This window comes from Xenorhabdus vietnamensis (assembly GCF_002127535.1).
Classification (GTDB): Bacteria; Pseudomonadota; Gammaproteobacteria; order Enterobacterales; family Enterobacteriaceae; genus Xenorhabdus; species Xenorhabdus vietnamensis.
The window spans coordinates 34,612-51,508 of sequence record NZ_MUBJ01000001.1; the positions used below are offsets into that span (position 1 = coordinate 34,612).

Sequence of the window (16,897 nt, forward strand, 5' to 3'; positions counted from 1 at the left end):
TGGACGACCCGGATAAGCGTCATTTCATTGGGGACGACCCCACTAGTCATCATATAAAGGGAAAGGCATGTCTTGGTTGATCCTTTTTATTGCTGGTTTGTTGGAAGTGGTGTGGGCGGTAGGCCTGAAATATACTCAGGGTTTTTCACGTTTGATACCAAGTGTAATTACGATTAGCGCGATGACTGTCAGTGTGGGGTTATTGGCCTATGCGATGAAGAACCTGCCAGCAGGAACTGCGTATGCCATTTGGACAGGTATTGGTGCCGTAGGTACGGCGGTTTTCGGCATCATCGTGTTGGGAGAATCTGCGAATTTAGCTCGGATATTAAGCCTCGGTTTGATTGTGGTTGGTATTATTGGCTTAAAATTAGCAAGCTGATCTTTTAATTTATTGTTTATAAAAGATTACTCCCAAGCTATTGTTTATAAATAAACCCAGCACTGGGCTGGGTTCTATTTTTGACTATTTTTTTTCATAACGCGAAGGCCATATTTCTTCTGGCGTGCGTTCCAGCGCGGTTGCGATAAGACGCTCGCCTTTTGGCCAGTGTCGTTGTAATGCATTGGCAAGAGTTGATGATGCCAGCCCTGCTGCTCGCGATACTTCTGACAAAGTGGTTCCGCGCTTCTTTAATTCAGCAATGATATCAGCAGAATGCCAGTCTTTTTTTTCCATCCTTAAGATCTCCAATTATCTGTCATTTTTCCAATTAAAAAGTAAGTAACTATTAAGTAGACTATAAGTCACACATCATAGCATAACTCAAATTGAAACGTGACTCATAGTCCGTGGTCGGATAAGTAACACGAATCGATACTTATCGGATGAAAACATCGAACAACATCAGATCCCTTTTTGGACAAAGAATTAGGTATCTCAGGAGAGAAGCTGGGATGTCTCAGGAAGCTTTTGCTGATAAATGTGGGCTGGATCGAACTTATGTCAGTGGCATTGAACGCGGTGTCAGGAATCCTACTTTGGAAATTATTTATGTAATAGCAAATGGATTACAGATTGAACTTAATGAATTGTTCAATTTTGAGACAGTATATCCTCCTCATTAAAACCTGTTATCAAAAGAACGATTCAGATATCCAAGCATAAATATAAATAAATTTTGTATTTATTCCTTGATGAATTTAAATAATCAAACAATTAGACGTAAAAAAAAGTATTGTCAGTAATAAAGATTATCAATTAATCCTCTATCCATCACCTTTCAAGTTGCAGCTAATAAAGCTGCGACTGAAAACAGCATTTTTCTGTTGTTATTTCTCTTTAATACGAAGATGAGATGCATATTCTTTTTTTGAATATGATATTTCTTTTTGTCATATTATAAGCAATGATGGTTGAGATTCGGTGAGAGAATGTACGTTGATTAATGTACGTTGATTAGATATAAGCAGGAAAGAGAGATGGTGCCATTGATCCCTGAGCTTGCGATAGGAGCAATTGTTGGTTTAATTATCAGTACTACCGGTGTTGGTGGTGGCGTGGTAGTGTTGCCAATACTAAGCTATTTTTTTGGATTGGATGTGTTGGCTTCTGTTGCGACAGCTAATCTTCTTTCAATGCTGATGAAAATATCATCATCTTATATGCATTTTCGCATGGGCAATATTCCCTTACGCCAATCTTTGATTATTCTGCTGATCATGATACCCAGTACGGTGTTGGCCAGTTATGGAGTAACGATGCTGAGCCATGTAAGTCATAATCAAGTACAACTTGAATGGGGAATTAATTTATTGGTTTTATTGGCTATTTTATTTTCCCTGTATCTTTTTTATCGTCGAATATGTCAGCCGCAGTTACAAATGAATCAAATGCAACCACAACCCAGGCTGATTAAGACTCTTTTATTGCCCGGTACGGGGGCTGGGTTGGTGCTTGGAGCGACGGGAGTTGGTGGTGGAGTAGTGGTATTGCCATTACTGCTACGCTATGCGCAGATGAGTATCAAACAAGCAATTGGTGTTTCCCTGTTTGTCACAATGATGTTATCCGGTTCATCTGCTTTTGCTTATGCACATGGAGGATATACGGATTGGAAACTGGCGTTGGTGCTGTTTGTTGGTTCTTTGTTGGCGATACCTTTTGCCAACTATTTGATGAAGCATTTGCCTGACAAGGTATTACAATATGTCACATTGTTCTTGATTTTATGTAGTGCTGTATTGATGGGATTCCGGTTAGTTTGACAGAACTTTTTTGACCATTGAGACGATAAGTAATCTCAATGGTCAAAGAGGATATTGAGCATAATTAATAATATTAATAAGTGGTTTCACCGATATTTTTCAGTGCATCAATCACTAATTGCCAGAATTTGGTGTGATCTAATTTGACGGCAACTTGCGTATGGCAATTTTCAGGTGGTGGAAAACGGAAATCTGCCACTGTCATTCCGGTTGTCAAGGCTCCTGCTAGCTCAATATTAATGGGGACTTTTTGGGTTGTCATAACATCAGGATCAATGACATAGGCTACAGCACAGGGATCATGTACAGGAGGAGATTCAAACCCTTGATGCTCACGATACCTGTCTCCATAAAATTTCAGCGTATCCAACACGAATTGAGAAGAATGTGTCTTAATCTGAGCAATTGCCTCAATAATTTCAGGTGTTGCTTGAGCTTGATGGGTGAGATCTAAACCAACCATCGTCAGCGGCCATTTTTCATTAAAAACAATGTGCGCAGCTTCTGGATCGATAATAATATTGAATTCCGCAACTGCACTTCTGTTTCCTTTATGATAGCCCCCGCCCATCAATACGACTTCCTTCACGCGCTCAACAATTTGTGGTGCCTTGCGTGCGGCCATAGCGATATTTGTCAAACCTGCGGTTGGAACTAAAGTCACGCTTTTGGGTGGATTTTCCATAATCACATCAATGATTAAATCAACGGCATGGCGGGTATCCAGCGTCATGGTTGGTTCAGGAAGAATGGGGCCATCCAGACCCGTTTCACCATGAATGTCTGGAGCTGTTTTAATTTCTCGAACAAGTGGGCGGTCGCATCCTGCTGCGATAGGAACGTTGTGAATATTGGCGATGCGTGCAATGCAAAGGGCATTACGGGTTACTTTATTCAGGGTTTGGTTACCAACAACGGTCGTGACAGCCAACAGTTCAATATTGGGATTCCCGTAGGCAAGCAGCAGAGCAATGGCATCATCATGCCCGGGATCGCAGTCAAGGATGATTTTCTTAGGTAGCATATTTATTATTCCTTTCAGTAACTATACCTATCATTTTTCAAGTTCTTGTTTTGTCGGCAATAACTCGAAACTTATTTATTAGGTACATTTGCAAATGTCTTATCCTAGAATAATTCACTAACAGAAAAAATTCCTCCTAATTTATCACAAAGTGAAAATATAAAAATTACATTTTATTAATTAAATACCTTAATAATTGTGATTTGATTAACATGAAAGCAACAAATGATTTGAGCATTCCAAGTACATATGATTCATATATATACCAGACATGAAATGCATGGATGGTCATCTCTAGTAATTTATTAATATTTTAAGTCTTTATTGCTTTGTTAATACACCTGAATAACCAATGTTCAATAAATGTGATAAACCCCCTGATAAATGGAGTTGCAAGCTGACTGGCTATACACCACCAGGGGATAACATGGGGTATAACATGAATAATAAACTTGATTCATTAACATACTATGCAGCAACAAAAAAATACGATCTTCACTTTCCAATGCTGACAGAAGATTTGGATGTTGATGTAGTTATCATTGGCGGCGGTTTTTCTGGTATCAATACAGCATTAGAGCTGGCAGAAAAAGGCATCACTAATATTGCAATTTTGGAAGGCCGGACTTTGGGATATGGCGGTACAGGCCGCAATGGTGGTCAGGTGATGACAGGAATTGGTCATGACTTGGATAAGATCAAACGCCATACAGGCAAAAAAGGTTTGGAAACCATATTTAATATCAGCAGCTTGGGAGCAGGGATTATTCGTGATCGAATTGCCAAATATGATATTCAGGCTGATTTTTGCCATGGTTATGCCTATCTTGGTTGGAATTCGCGGCATGACAAAACCTTGCATAGTTGGTTGCAGGAGTTTCGCTCGGCTTCCCCTGATAAAGAAATTGAGCTTTATACTGGTGCGGATGTCAAAAAAGTCATTGGTTCAGACCGCTATACCAGCGCATTAAAACATATGGGGGGCGGACATGTACATTCGCTCAATTTGTTGCTGGGAGAAGCCAAGGCTGTTACTGAATATGGCGTCAAAATTTTCGAAAACAGTCAGGTCTTGAACGTAGAGTATGGCCCCAGAGTCACGGTACGCACCGCAACAGGATCAGTTCGTGCCAGTAAAATGTTGTGGGCATGTAATGGATTTTTGGACGGACTCGAACCGACCATTTATAGAAAAACGATCAATACCTATGCCTTCCAATTGATGACAGAAGAATTGCCAGACGATTTGATTGAAAGAATTAGCCCGATTCGTGGGGCATACAGTGATATTAGCCCTGTCATCGATTACTACCGTGTCACCAAAGAAAATCGCCTGTTATATGGTAGTGCGACACATTTCATTGAATATATACCTTCTGATTTAAAAGCATGGAACCGCAATCTCATGCTCAAGACTTTCCCTTACTTAAAAAACGTGAAGATAGAACTGGCATGGGGCGGGCCACTATGTTGCAGCGCCAATCTGTTCCCGCAAATTGGTTCTCTGCCCAATCATAAAAATGTGTTCTATGTTCAAGGCTATTCGGGTTTTGGTGTAACGCCCAGCCACATTATCTGCAAAATTCTGGCTGAGGGAATGAGTGAAGGCTCAGATCGTTATTCGCTACTGAGTTCGATTCCACATATCAATATTATCGGAAAAGACAGTCTGAGAAATGTACTGCTCTCTGCCGGTAAGATTTGGCACCAAACTTCAGGTTATTGGAAAGGACGTCGTTAGTTTTATCGTTGTTTAATTTTTTTCTTATCACTATTTCTTTTTATTATTTTTTGAACGGTAACTATTAAAAGGTAAAAGTCATGATAAAGCCATTATTGTTAGATAAAGCACTTCCTGAATTACTGTCAATTGGCAGCGTCACCAATCTTGGTTCTATTGTAGTAGAAGGTGATCCACAGGCGAGTGTAGCCATGATCCACGGGGAGCCATCGGATAATCTGACATGTGGTATTTTCGCCTGCACTAAGGGCACATTTAAAATGACCTACCCCTTTGATGAAATGGCGACGGTACATGAAGGCTCAATGAAACTGACCGATGTCAAAACAGGGGTTGTAATTGAATACCATAAAGGCGACTCGTGGTTTGCGGCAAAAGGGACTGAAGTATTGTGGGAAATCATCAGTGAACGTTTCGTCAAACATTACATGGCTTGTATAAACGGGTAACTATCTGGCTAGGTAGAGGAAAAGATGATGAGTGAAATTAATTTGCTGGAGTCCGTTACTGCTTTTTTACAGCGTTCTCATGGTCATTATATTAATGGAGTCTCTATTCTTGGTCAGGAAAATGAAACTTTTTCTATCATTAATCCAGCTTCTGGAGAAATGATAGCGACGGTCAATCAGGGAGGAGAGGCCGAAGTTGATCAGGCAATGCAGGCGGCATCGGCTGCTTTTCACGGTGCATGGGCACAAACCTCCCCTATAGAGCGGGGAAATTGTCTGAACCGGCTGGCTGATTTATTGCTAAAAAATAGTGAGGAACTGGCGCAACTGGAAAGTTTATGCTCTGGTAAACCGATTCAATTATCCCGCATGCTGGAGGTGGGAGCATCAGCCGACTATTTACGCTATTTTTCGGGATGGTCGAGTAAAATTACTGGCGAAACATTCAATGTTTCATTGCCATCACTTAAAGGAGAAAAATATAGCGCGTTCACTCGCCGTGAGCCTATTGGCGTTGTGGTCGGCATTATTCCGTGGAATTTCTCCATCATGATAGCGATTTGGAAATTGGGAGCAGCATTGGCCAGTGGTTGTACAATTGTACTTAAACCCAGTGAATATACTCCCTTGACCATACTTCGTGTAGCAGAGCTGGCAAAAGAAGCGGGCATTCCAGATGGTGTGATCAATATTGTCAATGGCTCAGGTGCTCGCATTGGATCTTCTCTGATTAGTCATCCTCAATGCGCCAAAGTCACTTTTACAGGCTCAGTTGCAACGGGAATGATTGTGGGCAAGTCGGCTCTGGAGCAGGGGTTGAAGCGTACAACACTAGAGCTCGGTGGCAAAAATGCAGCGGCTTTTCTGCCGGATATGCCCGTTGAGAAAATCGTTGATGGCATATTGGAAGCAGGATACGTGTATCAAGGGCAAATCTGTGCGGCAGCGGAGCGTTTTTATATTCCCTCTGTTCACATGGATGCTGTTTTAACGTTACTTTCTGAACGTTTATCTGCAATGAAAATCGGCTCTCCCCTTGATGAATCAACAGAAATGGGGCCTCTGGCAAACAAAGCGCATTATGACAAAATTCTGTCTATGTTTGAAAAAGCACGTAAGGAAGGTTGCGAAATTGTCTACGGAGGTTATGCACTGGAAGGGCCGGGATTTTTTGTCGCACCAACGATTGTGAAAGCTAATAGTGCAGAAGACACATTAATGAATGAAGAGACATTCGGGCCAATCGGTACGTTCCTCAGTTATGAAGATGAGGAAGAGTTAATCAGCATGATGAATGCGACACCATTTGGGTTGTCTGCCAGTTTATGGACGAACGATATGAGTAAAGCAATGCGTATGACTTCACGCATTGAAGCAGGGTTTGTTTGGATCAACATGCATACATTTCTAGATCCTGCGGTTCCGTTTGGTGGCTGGAAATCTTCAGGGATTGGCCGTGAGTTTGGCAGCGCATTTATTGAACATTACACGGAACTGAAATCTGTCATGGTGCGTTATTGATGGAATAGTAAGTTTATATTTGAGTTTATACTGATAGAGCGCGGCTCGGTCTTTGGCTGTTGAAGCGCTCAATTTCTCTTCCTGCTTTGCAGAAAACGTGTCTTATTGAAAAACTTGCCTTGCAAAAAAGCGATGTCATAAGAATGTCGTCATAGATTCAAATAAGTGTCATGTGGCATATCTATTATCCAAGCAACTTAACATGATGATTTTCATCTTATTCATCTGACTGCAAGGAAAACTCTATGTCGCGTAATTATGAAAAAAATCTGCTTGCTGTAGTGGTTGCTGTATTGATGTCAGGAGCTACTGCGCCGGTATGGGCGGCCAGCGGTTCAAATCACATTATGGCGCAACAGCGTGCAGCACAAGGCAATATCACTGAATTTGGCGGAGCACGTCGTTTTACTCAAGATCAAATAGAAGCACTTAAGGCTGCTTTGAGCAACAACAAAGCCAAGAATGTGATCTTGTTTATCGGCGATGGCATGGGGGATTCTGAAATTACCATTGCTCGCAATTATGCAGAAGGTGCAGGTGGGTTCTTTAAGGGAATAGATGCCTTGCCATTTACAGGGCAATATACACACTATTCGTTGGATAAGAAAACTCAGAAACCCAACTATGTAACAGATTCAGCCGCTTCTGCCACGGCGTGGGCAACGGGAGTCAAAACCTATAATGGGGCATTGGGAATTGATGTTTTTGGCAAATCTCATCAATCTCTTTTGGAGCTGGCCAAAAAGAACGGCAAAGCAACCGGAAATGTCACCACGGCTGAAATTCAGGATGCAACACCAGCGGCTTTATATGCTCATGTTACGGGTCGCAAATGTTATGGCCCGGAAGAAACTACGAAGAAATGTGCTACTGATGCTTTAGAAAATGGCGGTCAAGGTTCTATTACCGAACAATTGCTGGCTGTACGTGCTGATGTGACCTTGGGAGGTGGGGCAAAATCATTTACCCAACAATCGGTATGCGGAGCCAATAAAGGCAAAACATTGCAACAGCAGGCATTGGAACAGGGATACCAATGGGTAACAGATGCGAAGTCATTAGCCGCCGTCAAGGATGCCAATCAACAAAAGCCAGTGTTAGGTTTGTTTCACGACGGAAATATGGAAGTCGCCTGGGAAGGGCCAAAAGCGGTTTATTACGGTAATATTGATGAAAAGCCGGTGAAATGCGCAGTGAATTCTAAATTAGAGCCTAACGCACCAACGTTGGAGCAAATGACAGAAAAAGCCATTGATTTACTGAAAGAGAACAAAAGTGGCTTTTTCCTGCAAGTTGAAAGTGCTTCGATTGATAAACAGGATCATAATGCCAACCCTTGTGCTCAGATTGGTGAAACAGTCGCCTTGGATAAGGCTGTACAAGTTGGCCTTAAATTTGCCAAAGAACATGGCGATACTCTTGTGATTGTTACTGCTGATCATGCGCATGCCAGTCAGATCATTGAGCCAGATGTCAAATCACCCGGTTTGACTCGTTCGCTGATTACAAAAGATGGTGCAATCATGACTGTAAATTATGGTAATTCGGAAGGGAATAGTCAGGAGCACACGGGTACACAGCTGCGTGTTGCCGCTTATGGCCCCCATGCCGCTAATGTTGTCGGTTTGACTGATCAAACGAATCTGTTCTTTACCATGCGTGATGCAATGGATCTGAAATAATAATGGTGATAAATGAGGAAAATACGTCAGTTGTCCCGTCAGGAAATCCCAGCAGTCTGGAATATTGATCGCACTGAGCTAATAGAAAACTTATATGTTCAGAAACGGGGTAAATTAATACTTACGCCACAATGCTTTGATATGAAAGGTTGGCCGGAAGGTGAAGCGGAAACTTATACGCCAATTCTTCTCGATAGCTATGATAGTGGGGCGCTCTTTCTGGGCGCTTTTGCAGAGAACGAAAATGACCGATTGATCGCTGCCGCCAGTGTTGATCCCCAATGGCGCGGAGAAAATAGTGACCTGCTTCAATTGTCTTTTTTGCATATCAGCAAGGAATATCGTGGTTCAGGGTTGGGAAAAAAGCTATTTCATAGCTGCATTGATTTTGCTTTAGCAAAAGGAGCGAGAGGGTTATATGTCTCATCAATACCGTCAGAAAATGCCGTGAATTTCTATTGGCATATGGGATGTGTGCTGATTGAGCAGCCTGATACTGAACTTTATCAGCGAGAACCTGACGATATTCACCTGATTTATACCATCAATCCTTGATTAATAGCGCGGGAGACTTTTATCCCGCGTTCTTCTTCTGGATTTCGAAAAGGGGTTAAGGCTTTGAGTAAGCAATAAAATCAGCCACTAAATTATAAGAAGAATCAAAGAAGGTTGAGGAAACAATTAAGAGGAGAAAGCATAAGAAAGGAAAGAAAAATGAAACAGTGGTGCGAAGGGGGGGACTTGAACCCCCACGTCCGTAAGGACACTAACACCTGAAGCTAGCGCGTCTACCAATTCCGCCACCCTCGCAGGTACTGCCATTTATCTCATTTGCTTAACTGATTTTGTTTAACCAATAGTCATCTGATTTGGTGCGAAGGGGGGGACTTGAACCCCCACGTCCGTAAGAACACTAACACCTGAAGCTAGCGCGTCTACCAATTCCGCCACCCTCGCATACTCAGACACTATCACTTAAACAGATAGCATGGAGGCGCATTCTAGAGATTTTATGGCTGGCGTCAATCATTATTTAGTGAGAAAACGAATGATTGGCGTAAAAATCGGCGTGTTGAAGTGCATGGAAAAAACGGAAATAAAATTCTGAAAAATAGAAATTGCCTGCCCGTTTAACTGGGCAGGCAAAACAGGAACTGTGTTTAATACCTGAATTATTTCTTCGTCGCTTGATATACTTTGAATTTACCTGTTTGCGCAATGACTTGATGGTTACCAAAGGTATTATCCAGCAGATCAGGGTAAGGTAAGAAAGCATTTGCGACGATCCGCAATTTACCACCGGATTTAAGATAATTTGGTGCCATGCGGATCATATCATCGGCCGCAGCCAAGTTAGTTTTCAAGCCATCATGGAATGGTGGATTAGAAATGATCCAGTCAAATTTTTCTTCAATGGCAGAATATACATTGCTGGTGATTACATTGCCCTCCAGCTTATTGGCTTTTAGTGTCGCCTTGCTGGATGTGATGGCGGCAGCATTGACATCACTTAGTGTCAGGGACAGATCAGGGTTCTTTTTACCCAATACCGTTGCCAATACCCCTGCACCACAAGCAACATCCAACAGGCTGCCAGAAATAGGAGTATTAAAAGTAGAAAGCAGTAGACGACTGCCGACATCCAAATCATCTTGGCTGAATACGCCGGGCAGCGTATTGACGATAACGTCTTCCACTTGATAGCTGTTCCACCAATTGTTTTGATCAAACTGAACCTGATTTTTCAACTGACCATAAAATAGGCTGCAACGGCGTGCTGTATCAATTTTACGGAAAGTGGCGATGCCTTCCATTAATTTATCAACACTGCGCACGCCACTCCGGTTTTCACCCACGATAAAAATATCCGTGCCAGGCGGTAGTATGGAGAACAGATTGCGTAGCTGGAAGCGCGCTTCTTGCTTGCTTTTTGGCCAATAATAAATCAGTGTATCGCACTCTTTGATAAATGTGCTGTCCGCTAAAAGGCCAAACCAGGCATTATCACCAAGCTGACGGATCAGGGATTGCCAATGATGATATTGGCTAGTATGCACCCGCACACTTGCAGCTTCAATTTCCGTTGCCAGATTGTCCTGAAGATCACCGGCAAAGAGTAGATGGTGAGAGCGGAATTGCTCATGATGGCGCAGGATAACTTCGCTGGCCGGGGTTAATGCTGACATCTATGAATAGCTCCTTATAAATCTTTATCCAAGTATAATTATCAGTGGGGAAAACTGAATGCCATGTTGGTTGGCGCAGAGATAAGCCCTCTGATAATATATTACCTGTTATTTTTTTATGGCAGATGGAATAAAACACGATGACGAAGCGTGACAGATTACTCTCCCAACTGGGGATTACCCAATGGGTTTTGCGTAGCCCAATGGCTTTGCAAGGTGAATTATCTGTCCTCATCCCTGATGCAACCCGTCTATTGATCATTAGCCATGATCAAATTGACTTAAGTCATTCATTGTTTGCTGATATTTTTACAGCCATGGGAATTGGTGCCTCATCGGTATACTGCATCACTACAAAAGATGTTGAATTACTTTCGGAATCAATCCATTGCCCCTGCTGGCTGTTGGGGGTTGATATTACCTTATCAATACAAGGGATTTCTTTGAGAAGCCCGGCATTAAATGACTTATCTCTTGATGGGAATGCAAAACGCGCTCTTTGGCAACAAATTTACCATTATGAAGAATATTTCTCTATTAGCTCCTGTTGATCTTCCTGCTGCATTTCAAATAGAACAGGTCAGCCATGCGTTTCCGTGGAGTGAAAAAACCTTCTACTCCAATCAGGGTGAACGTTATATCAACTATAAGATAACGCAGAATGATCAGATTATCGGTTTTGCGATAACGCAATATGTCATGGATGAAGCCACGCTATTTAATATTGCTATTCATCCTGAACACCAATCGCGTGGACACGGCAGGGCATTGCTGACACATCTCATCGAGATATTGCCTGAAAAACAGATAAATACGTTGTGGCTTGAGGTACGGCACTCTAATCAAGCTGCCATTCGTTTATATGAAGATATGGGCTTCAATGAAGTTTCTATCCGCAAGAATTATTATCCGACAGCAGAGGGAAAGGAAGATGCCATTATTATGGCATTGCCATTGTTTAGCGGGTGAAGGCTGTTTATGAAAATTTTTGCGGAGTAGTACGCAACATTATCAAATTCCAACTGAATTCATTGGTGGTGGGTTTATGCACTATCTTGAATATCATTGGTTGTTTATAAGTCCAAGTTCAGCGAAAATAACCGCTAATCACGATTAACATGACGGATTGATACCATTCAGAAGCTCCAACAAGGAGCTTCTGAATGGTATCAATCCGTGCACAGACTAGAAGATTCCAATTAATAATGTCAAATTTCCCATTTCTGCAAGAAGTTGCGAAACGGCGCACTTTTGCAATAATTTCTCACCCCAATCATTGATCTGGTTTTATCTATTTTTAACTATTTGCATCTGTATTTAATTACCTTCGTAGACTCCTCTTAAATTCAAGTGAAATAGCTATTATTGTTTCATTTTTGCTCTAATAACTTTCAAGTTAATCTAACTCATTTCGAGTGTTGTACATAATTTCATGTACAGACTTTTGTACATAATGCTATAACAAGTCATTAGCACATGAAATTATGTACAAGGTGGGTTATGGCGCTGTCAGATACGTGGCTTAGATCGATTGTTGGGAAGGAACAAGATAAGCAAATAGATCCATTTTTGATATTAGAACTATAAATTTATTAGGGGATTTTTCTAATATTATCCCGATAACATCTGGATTTCAGTATGCTGCAAAAGGAAAAGGGTATATACAAATCGATAATAGAATTGATTTTATATCTAGCATCATTAACCAAGATGTACTGAAATCGATTGTAAATAATTCTGACAGAATCATACTAAAAGGCAAAACAGTTTATTATGTAGAAATTTATTCTCTTCTTGATTTCTTTTTCAATAAAAAAAAGGCAAATCAAATTGGGAATATGAATAACTTAACGTATGATGATTTCTTATATGGAGAGGGGGGGGCATTTTTTGTTACCTCATCCAGAAAGGATGCCAATCCAACATTATCATTATTATATTTAAGATACATTACATCTGATAAAAAAGTAAATTTTGTTGATATAGGCTCACCTAGTCACATAATGGTTGATTTTAACTCTGATAATAAAACGCTTGTCATTAATTCACCAAGAGAAGATTTAATAATAAGCATTTCCATTTGATTTAAATTTAAGCCAGATGATTCTGGCTTAAATTTGTTTTTTATTCTTTCCCATGAAAGGATAAGACCATCGACTAAAATTGGTGGTTATTTATTTTTTATTATCTATTTTTATTTATAGACTTGAATATATAATTCCCCACAATGCTAGAGCCAATTTTTGATAAATGAGTTTTATCTGTATAGATAGGCATGTCATTATAGACAACTAAGCATTTGCCACTATCGCACAATGCACCATCTGGATCTATATAGTAAACATTTTTCATACCTTCTGAAAATTCTTTGAGTTTTATATTGTAAATTCTATTTCTTTGCATCTGATATGAATCACAATCATTTAGTTTAAAGAGTTTATTTATAGGTAGACTGGATTTTGCTAAACATTCAAACATGACTCTATTACTTCCTTGTGTATCTCCAATAATAAAATATTGATGATTACTATTACTGGTTTCATTAATGAACGACCTTAATTCATCTATCATTATGTTTTCATAGTCATTGTTGTTTATTTTTTCATTAGCATCTCTTTTTATAGTGGAATTATTTATTCCTGGCCATAATTTTGAAATAATAATTGGTTTTTCTGGATGGCTATTAATAAAGTCAATTTCTTTTTTATATCTAATTTTACACATTTCTTTATTGAAGCTGGAATAATAATTTTTTGTTGAATTACAGCCATCTAAAGCTAGACTTGCAACTTTAATTTTTTCATCTTTGATGAAGCTAAAATAGTGTCTAGCATGGCTATCACCTATCAATATATAATCAAAATCACTCTCAGTAGAATTCATATATTGAATAGTATCACTATTCCTAATCCCTAAATGCCCCTCAAATTTACTTCTATAATCACTCATTTTTAGTTGAAAATCTTCTCTTACCCTGTATTTGGCACCGTCTATCATTACAAGATATAAAGATAAAATTGCTATTACATAAGCAACAAATAATTTGAAATTTAAACTCCTTTTTTTCTCTATTGTCTCATATATCAAGATGCTTATAGATATCACAATTAATAGATATACATATACATTAATTGTGATATTTAATTTATTAGAAAAAACCAATATAGGCCAGTGAACCAAATAAATTGAATATGACCACAATCCCAGTCTTTGGAATATTGCATTAGACAGTAGTGTTTTCTCACTATTAGCTAATATACATAAATAAGCGCCAAACACAGGAAGTAAGGCATTGTAGCTAGGCCATAAATTATTATTTGAGAAAATAATGAAAGACAGGATGATGAGAGATATCCCTAAAATTTCCACTATTCTTTTTTTATTACTTTCAAAATTCACTGGGAACAAGAAAGCAAGACCACCAAAGAGAATCTCCCACGCCCTTGTGTAGAGCATGAAGTAAGAGATTGCTAAATCTTTAGAAGAAATGTATATACATAGCAATAAACTCAATATTGTAAGAACTAAGATTATTTTTTTTATATTATTTATTGATAAAAACTTAGATAGAGCTACTAAAACTATTGGATATATAATATAAAATTGCCATTCAACAGAAAGCGACCATGTGTGTAAAAATAACTTACTAAACGAATCCAAATCAAAATATCCAGACTCATTTGCATATATAATATTAGATATGAAGAGCAAACTTGATAGGCCATGCTTCCCCACCAGTTGATATGTTAATGGTTCAAAAAACAGATATCCCAAAAATAATACAGTGACAATTACTGCTATTAATGCGGGAACTACTCTTCTAGCTCTAGCTTGAAAAAATTTTAAGGTAGAAAAATTATTTCCCTCCAATCCCTTAAATATGATCGATGTCATTAAGTATCCAGAAATGACGAAAAAAATATCAACGCCAGCAAATCCTCCAGGGAGATAATTGCTATTAAAATGAAACAATATAACAGACATAACAGCTAGGGCTCTTAGCCCATTGATATCTTTTCTAAATATACGTTTTTGCATAATTTTGTTTGTTTTCTCTTGTTAAAATCAATCGATTCTATCATTGAAAAAAATACAAATCATCCCTCCAGTCAGCAAGCTATTGGTATTGTGGATTAGCAGTTTGCTTCCCCTTGCCCTATAATTTCCAGCTTTTCCCTCACCATTTTGTGCCGGATATTCTATTGATGTGGTTGGTGGGTGGGGCGGTAGCAACTCCGCTCCGTTTCGATGACTTTTCATTTTTTCCTTGCTTCCAATTTGCAAAGATGCACTATCAGTGTAAAATTTTTGCAAATTTATTTTCTGTACATTTTTTTGTACACAATTGGAAAAATTAACAATGCAACAGTCAATTTTTGCCAGTGAAGTAGCCAAGCGAAGAACATTTGCAATAATTTCTCACCCTGATGCGGGTAAAACAACGATTACTGAAAAAGTATTGCTGTTCGGACAGGCTATCCAGAAAGCGGGTACGGTAAAAGGCCGGGGTTCTAACCAGCACGCCAAATCAGACTGGATGGAAATGGAAAAACAGCGTGGTATCTCCATTACTACTTCCGTAATGCAGTTTCCTTATGGTGATTGCCTGGTTAACTTACTGGATACTCCTGGGCATGAAGATTTCTCTGAAGATACCTACCGTACTTTGACGGCTGTTGACTGTTGTTTGATGGTCATTGATGCTGCCAAAGGGGTTGAAGATCGTACCCGTAAATTGATGGAAGTTACCCGTCTGCGTGATACGCCGATCCTGACATTCATGAACAAGCTCGATCGTGATATTCGTGATCCGATGGAGGTGATGGATGAAGTGGAAAATGAACTGAAAATTGCCTGTAGCCCGATTACATGGCCAATCGGCTGTGGCAAATCTTTCAAAGGTGTCTATCATCTCTATTTTGATGAAATTTACCTGTATCAGTCTGGTCAAGGGCATACTATTCAGGAAGTTCGTGCTATTAAGGGGTTGGATAATCCTGAACTAGATGCAGCAGTGGGTGAAGAACTGGCGAATCAATTGCGTGAAGAACTGGAACTCGTCAAAGGTGCATCTCATGAATTTGATCAGGAAGCTTTTTTACAGGGCAAGCTGACGCCGGTCTTTTTCGGTACTGCATTGGGTAACTTTGGTGTTGATCATATGCTGGATGGCCTTGTTAAATGGGCTCCAACGCCAATGCCTCGTCAGGCCGACGCGCGTGAAGTGACTTCCAGTGAAGAAAAATTCACCGGTTTTGTTTTCAAAATTCAGGCCAATATGGATCCGAAACACCGTGACCGTGTAGCATTTTTACGGGTTGTTTCCGGTAAATATGAAAAGGGCATGAAGTTGCGCCAAGTCCGCATTAAGAAAGATGTCGTTATTTCTGACGCACTGACCTTTATGGCGGGAGATCGTTCCCATGTTGAGCACGCTTACCCAGGGGACATTATCGGTCTGCATAATCATGGCACCATTCAGATTGGGGATACGTTTACCCAAGGTGAAGAGTTGAAGTTTACCGGTATTCCTAACTTTGCACCTGAATTATTCCGTCGTATTCGTCTGCGTGATCCGTTGAAACAGAAGCAATTGCTGAAAGGTCTGGTGCAATTGTCAGAAGAAGGTGCTGTACAGGTATTCCGCCCTCTTTCCAATAACGATCTGATCGTAGGGGCAGTAGGTGTGCTTCAGTTTGATGTTGTTGTTGCTCGTTTGAAGAGTGAATACAACGTTGAAGCGTTGTATGAGCCAGTTAACGTTTCCACGGCTCGCTGGGTAGAGTGCAGCGATGCGAAGAAACTGGAAGAGTTCAAGCGTAAAAATGAGCAAAACTTGGCTCTTGATGGTGGTGATAACTTAACTTACATTGCACCAACAATGGTCAATTTAAACTTGACCAGTGAACGTTATCCTGATGTTGCTTTCCGTAAGACACGGGAACACTGATATTCTTTTCAGAGCCAATAATCCTGTTGGCTCAGCTCGCTGACAAACCCCGTTATTATTTTAAACAGGGTTTGTTTTTCAGCATGAAAAATGTTGTGATCATTTTCCCCCGATTAGGCCAATTTGTTTGATTGCC

General features: G+C 40.1%; 17 protein-coding genes and 2 tRNA genes. 12 read left to right on the top strand and 7 right to left on the bottom strand.

Annotated elements, in window-relative coordinates:
• Positions 1-67 precede the first annotated feature (67 nt).
• Entirely contained in the window at positions 68-382 is a 315-nt protein-coding gene (gene sugE, locus Xvie_RS00160) for a quaternary ammonium compound efflux SMR transporter SugE (protein WP_086107393.1), read from the top strand.
• Between the two features lie 84 nt (positions 383-466).
• Here the strand turns inward: sugE and Xvie_RS00165 are convergent, their stop codons facing one another.
• On the bottom strand, positions 467-679 hold the full coding sequence (locus Xvie_RS00165; RefSeq protein ID WP_086107394.1) for a helix-turn-helix domain-containing protein: 213 nt from the start codon (positions 677-679) through the stop codon (positions 467-469).
• Positions 680-828: 149 nt separating this feature from the next.
• On the opposite strand from Xvie_RS00165, the gene Xvie_RS00170 reads away from it, so the two are divergent.
• Both Xvie_RS00170 and Xvie_RS00175 read left to right on the top strand, forming a co-directional pair.
• Positions 829-1,068, top strand: a complete 240-nt coding sequence (locus Xvie_RS00170; protein WP_086107395.1) for a helix-turn-helix domain-containing protein — start codon at positions 829-831, stop codon at positions 1,066-1,068.
• A 354-nt stretch (positions 1,069-1,422) separates the two neighbouring features.
• On the top strand, positions 1,423-2,208 hold the full coding sequence (locus Xvie_RS00175; protein WP_086107396.1) for a sulfite exporter TauE/SafE family protein: 786 nt from the start codon (positions 1,423-1,425) through the stop codon (positions 2,206-2,208).
• A 73-nt stretch (positions 2,209-2,281) separates the two neighbouring features.
• On the opposite strand, the gene uriH is transcribed toward Xvie_RS00175, so the two are convergent.
• A complete protein-coding gene (gene uriH / locus Xvie_RS00180; protein WP_086107397.1) occupies positions 2,282-3,232 on the bottom strand; it encodes a uridine-preferring nucleoside hydrolase UriH in 951 nt (316 codons plus the stop codon).
• Positions 3,233-3,671: 439 nt separating this feature from the next.
• Between uriH and Xvie_RS00185 the strand changes: the two genes are divergently transcribed.
• From Xvie_RS00185 to Xvie_RS00205, 5 genes are all read left to right on the top strand, one after another.
• Positions 3,672-4,973 carry an NAD(P)/FAD-dependent oxidoreductase gene (locus tag Xvie_RS00185; RefSeq protein WP_086107721.1) on the top strand — a complete coding sequence of 434 codons (1,302 nt, stop codon included), beginning with the start codon at positions 3,672-3,674 and terminating at the stop codon, positions 4,971-4,973.
• A gap of 80 nt (positions 4,974-5,053) precedes the next feature.
• Positions 5,054-5,422 carry a cupin domain-containing protein gene (locus Xvie_RS00190; RefSeq protein ID WP_086107398.1) on the top strand — a complete coding sequence of 123 codons (369 nt, stop codon included), beginning with the start codon at positions 5,054-5,056 and terminating at the stop codon, positions 5,420-5,422.
• Positions 5,423-5,449: 27 nt separating this feature from the next.
• Positions 5,450-6,943, top strand: a complete 1,494-nt coding sequence (locus Xvie_RS00195) for an aldehyde dehydrogenase family protein (protein WP_086107399.1) — start codon at positions 5,450-5,452, stop codon at positions 6,941-6,943.
• Between the two features lie 245 nt (positions 6,944-7,188).
• Positions 7,189-8,625 carry an alkaline phosphatase gene (gene phoA / locus Xvie_RS00200; protein WP_086107400.1) on the top strand — a complete coding sequence of 479 codons (1,437 nt, stop codon included), beginning with the start codon at positions 7,189-7,191 and terminating at the stop codon, positions 8,623-8,625.
• Between the two features lie 12 nt (positions 8,626-8,637).
• The gene (locus Xvie_RS00205) at positions 8,638-9,180 is read left to right on the top strand and encodes a GNAT family N-acetyltransferase (RefSeq protein ID WP_086107401.1); all 543 of its coding nucleotides are present in this window, start codon (positions 8,638-8,640) and stop codon (positions 9,178-9,180) included.
• 168 nt (positions 9,181-9,348) lie between these two features.
• On the opposite strand, the gene Xvie_RS00210 is transcribed toward Xvie_RS00205, so the two are convergent.
• The 3 genes from Xvie_RS00210 to rsmC form a co-directional block, all read right to left on the bottom strand.
• Positions 9,349-9,435 (bottom strand) — tRNA-Leu (locus Xvie_RS00210).
• 60 nt (positions 9,436-9,495) lie between these two features.
• A tRNA-Leu gene (locus tag Xvie_RS00215) sits at positions 9,496-9,582 on the bottom strand.
• 215 nt (positions 9,583-9,797) lie between these two features.
• Positions 9,798-10,811: a 16S rRNA (guanine(1207)-N(2))-methyltransferase RsmC gene (gene rsmC / locus Xvie_RS00220; RefSeq protein ID WP_086107402.1), complete on the bottom strand. Its 1,014-nt coding sequence runs from the start codon at positions 10,809-10,811 to the stop codon at positions 9,798-9,800.
• A 140-nt stretch (positions 10,812-10,951) separates the two neighbouring features.
• Here rsmC and Xvie_RS00225 point away from each other — a divergent pair, with 140 nt between their 5' ends.
• The 3 genes from Xvie_RS00225 to Xvie_RS20635 all read left to right on the top strand — a co-directional run bounded on the left by Xvie_RS00225 (position 10,952) and on the right by Xvie_RS20635 (position 12,895).
• On the top strand, positions 10,952-11,362 hold the full coding sequence (locus Xvie_RS00225) for a DNA polymerase III subunit psi (protein WP_086107403.1): 411 nt from the start codon (positions 10,952-10,954) through the stop codon (positions 11,360-11,362).
• On the top strand, positions 11,331-11,780 hold the full coding sequence (rimI, locus tag Xvie_RS00230) for a ribosomal protein S18-alanine N-acetyltransferase (protein ID WP_086107404.1): 450 nt from the start codon (positions 11,331-11,333) through the stop codon (positions 11,778-11,780). Before Xvie_RS00225 ends, rimI begins: the two co-directional genes overlap by 32 nt.
• 869 nt (positions 11,781-12,649) lie before the next feature.
• Positions 12,650-12,895 (top strand): hypothetical protein, encoded by a 246-nt coding sequence (locus Xvie_RS20635; protein ID WP_139838781.1) that lies wholly within the window; start codon positions 12,650-12,652, stop codon positions 12,893-12,895.
• A gap of 100 nt (positions 12,896-12,995) precedes the next feature.
• Here Xvie_RS20635 and Xvie_RS00235 read toward each other — a convergent pair whose 3' ends face one another.
• The gene (locus Xvie_RS00235; RefSeq protein ID WP_086107405.1) at positions 12,996-14,849 is read right to left on the bottom strand and encodes an acyltransferase family protein; all 1,854 of its coding nucleotides are present in this window, start codon (positions 14,847-14,849) and stop codon (positions 12,996-12,998) included.
• A gap of 27 nt (positions 14,850-14,876) precedes the next feature.
• Complete coding sequence (locus Xvie_RS00240) at positions 14,877-15,071, bottom strand: hypothetical protein (protein ID WP_086107406.1); 195 nt, start codon at positions 15,069-15,071, stop codon at positions 14,877-14,879.
• Positions 15,072-15,171: 100 nt separating this feature from the next.
• Between Xvie_RS00240 and prfC the strand changes: the two genes are divergently transcribed.
• Positions 15,172-16,761: a peptide chain release factor 3 gene (prfC, locus tag Xvie_RS00245; RefSeq protein ID WP_086107407.1), complete on the top strand. Its 1,590-nt coding sequence runs from the start codon at positions 15,172-15,174 to the stop codon at positions 16,759-16,761.
• The last annotated feature ends 136 nt before the right edge of the window (positions 16,762-16,897 follow it).

Excerpts from the sequence above, each read along its gene's own strand:
- sugE (WP_086107393.1), top strand. The coding sequence starts at position 68 with ATGTCTTGGTTGATCCTTTTTATTGCTGGTTTGTTGGAAGTGGTGTGG.
- Xvie_RS00165 (WP_086107394.1), bottom strand. The coding sequence starts at position 679 with ATGGAAAAAAAAGACTGGCATTCTGCTGATATCATTGCTGAATTAAAG.
- Xvie_RS00170 (WP_086107395.1), top strand. The coding sequence starts at position 829 with ATGAAAACATCGAACAACATCAGATCCCTTTTTGGACAAAGAATTAGG.
- Xvie_RS00175 (WP_086107396.1), top strand. The coding sequence starts at position 1,423 with ATGGTGCCATTGATCCCTGAGCTTGCGATAGGAGCAATTGTTGGTTTA.
- uriH (WP_086107397.1), bottom strand. The coding sequence starts at position 3,232 with ATGCTACCTAAGAAAATCATCCTTGACTGCGATCCCGGGCATGATGAT.
- Xvie_RS00185 (WP_086107721.1), top strand. The coding sequence starts at position 3,672 with ATGAATAATAAACTTGATTCATTAACATACTATGCAGCAACAAAAAAA.
- Xvie_RS00190 (WP_086107398.1), top strand. The coding sequence starts at position 5,054 with ATGATAAAGCCATTATTGTTAGATAAAGCACTTCCTGAATTACTGTCA.
- Xvie_RS00195 (WP_086107399.1), top strand. The coding sequence starts at position 5,450 with ATGAGTGAAATTAATTTGCTGGAGTCCGTTACTGCTTTTTTACAGCGT.
- phoA (WP_086107400.1), top strand. The coding sequence starts at position 7,189 with ATGTCGCGTAATTATGAAAAAAATCTGCTTGCTGTAGTGGTTGCTGTA.
- Xvie_RS00205 (WP_086107401.1), top strand. The coding sequence starts at position 8,638 with ATGAGGAAAATACGTCAGTTGTCCCGTCAGGAAATCCCAGCAGTCTGG.
- rsmC (WP_086107402.1), bottom strand. The coding sequence starts at position 10,811 with ATGTCAGCATTAACCCCGGCCAGCGAAGTTATCCTGCGCCATCATGAG.
- Xvie_RS00225 (WP_086107403.1), top strand. The coding sequence starts at position 10,952 with ATGACGAAGCGTGACAGATTACTCTCCCAACTGGGGATTACCCAATGG.
- rimI (WP_086107404.1), top strand. The coding sequence starts at position 11,331 with ATGAAGAATATTTCTCTATTAGCTCCTGTTGATCTTCCTGCTGCATTT.
- Xvie_RS20635 (WP_139838781.1), top strand. The coding sequence starts at position 12,650 with ATGAATAACTTAACGTATGATGATTTCTTATATGGAGAGGGGGGGGCA.
- Xvie_RS00235 (WP_086107405.1), bottom strand. The coding sequence starts at position 14,849 with ATGCAAAAACGTATATTTAGAAAAGATATCAATGGGCTAAGAGCCCTA.
- Xvie_RS00240 (WP_086107406.1), bottom strand. The coding sequence starts at position 15,071 with ATGAAAAGTCATCGAAACGGAGCGGAGTTGCTACCGCCCCACCCACCA.
- prfC (WP_086107407.1), top strand. The coding sequence starts at position 15,172 with ATGCAACAGTCAATTTTTGCCAGTGAAGTAGCCAAGCGAAGAACATTT.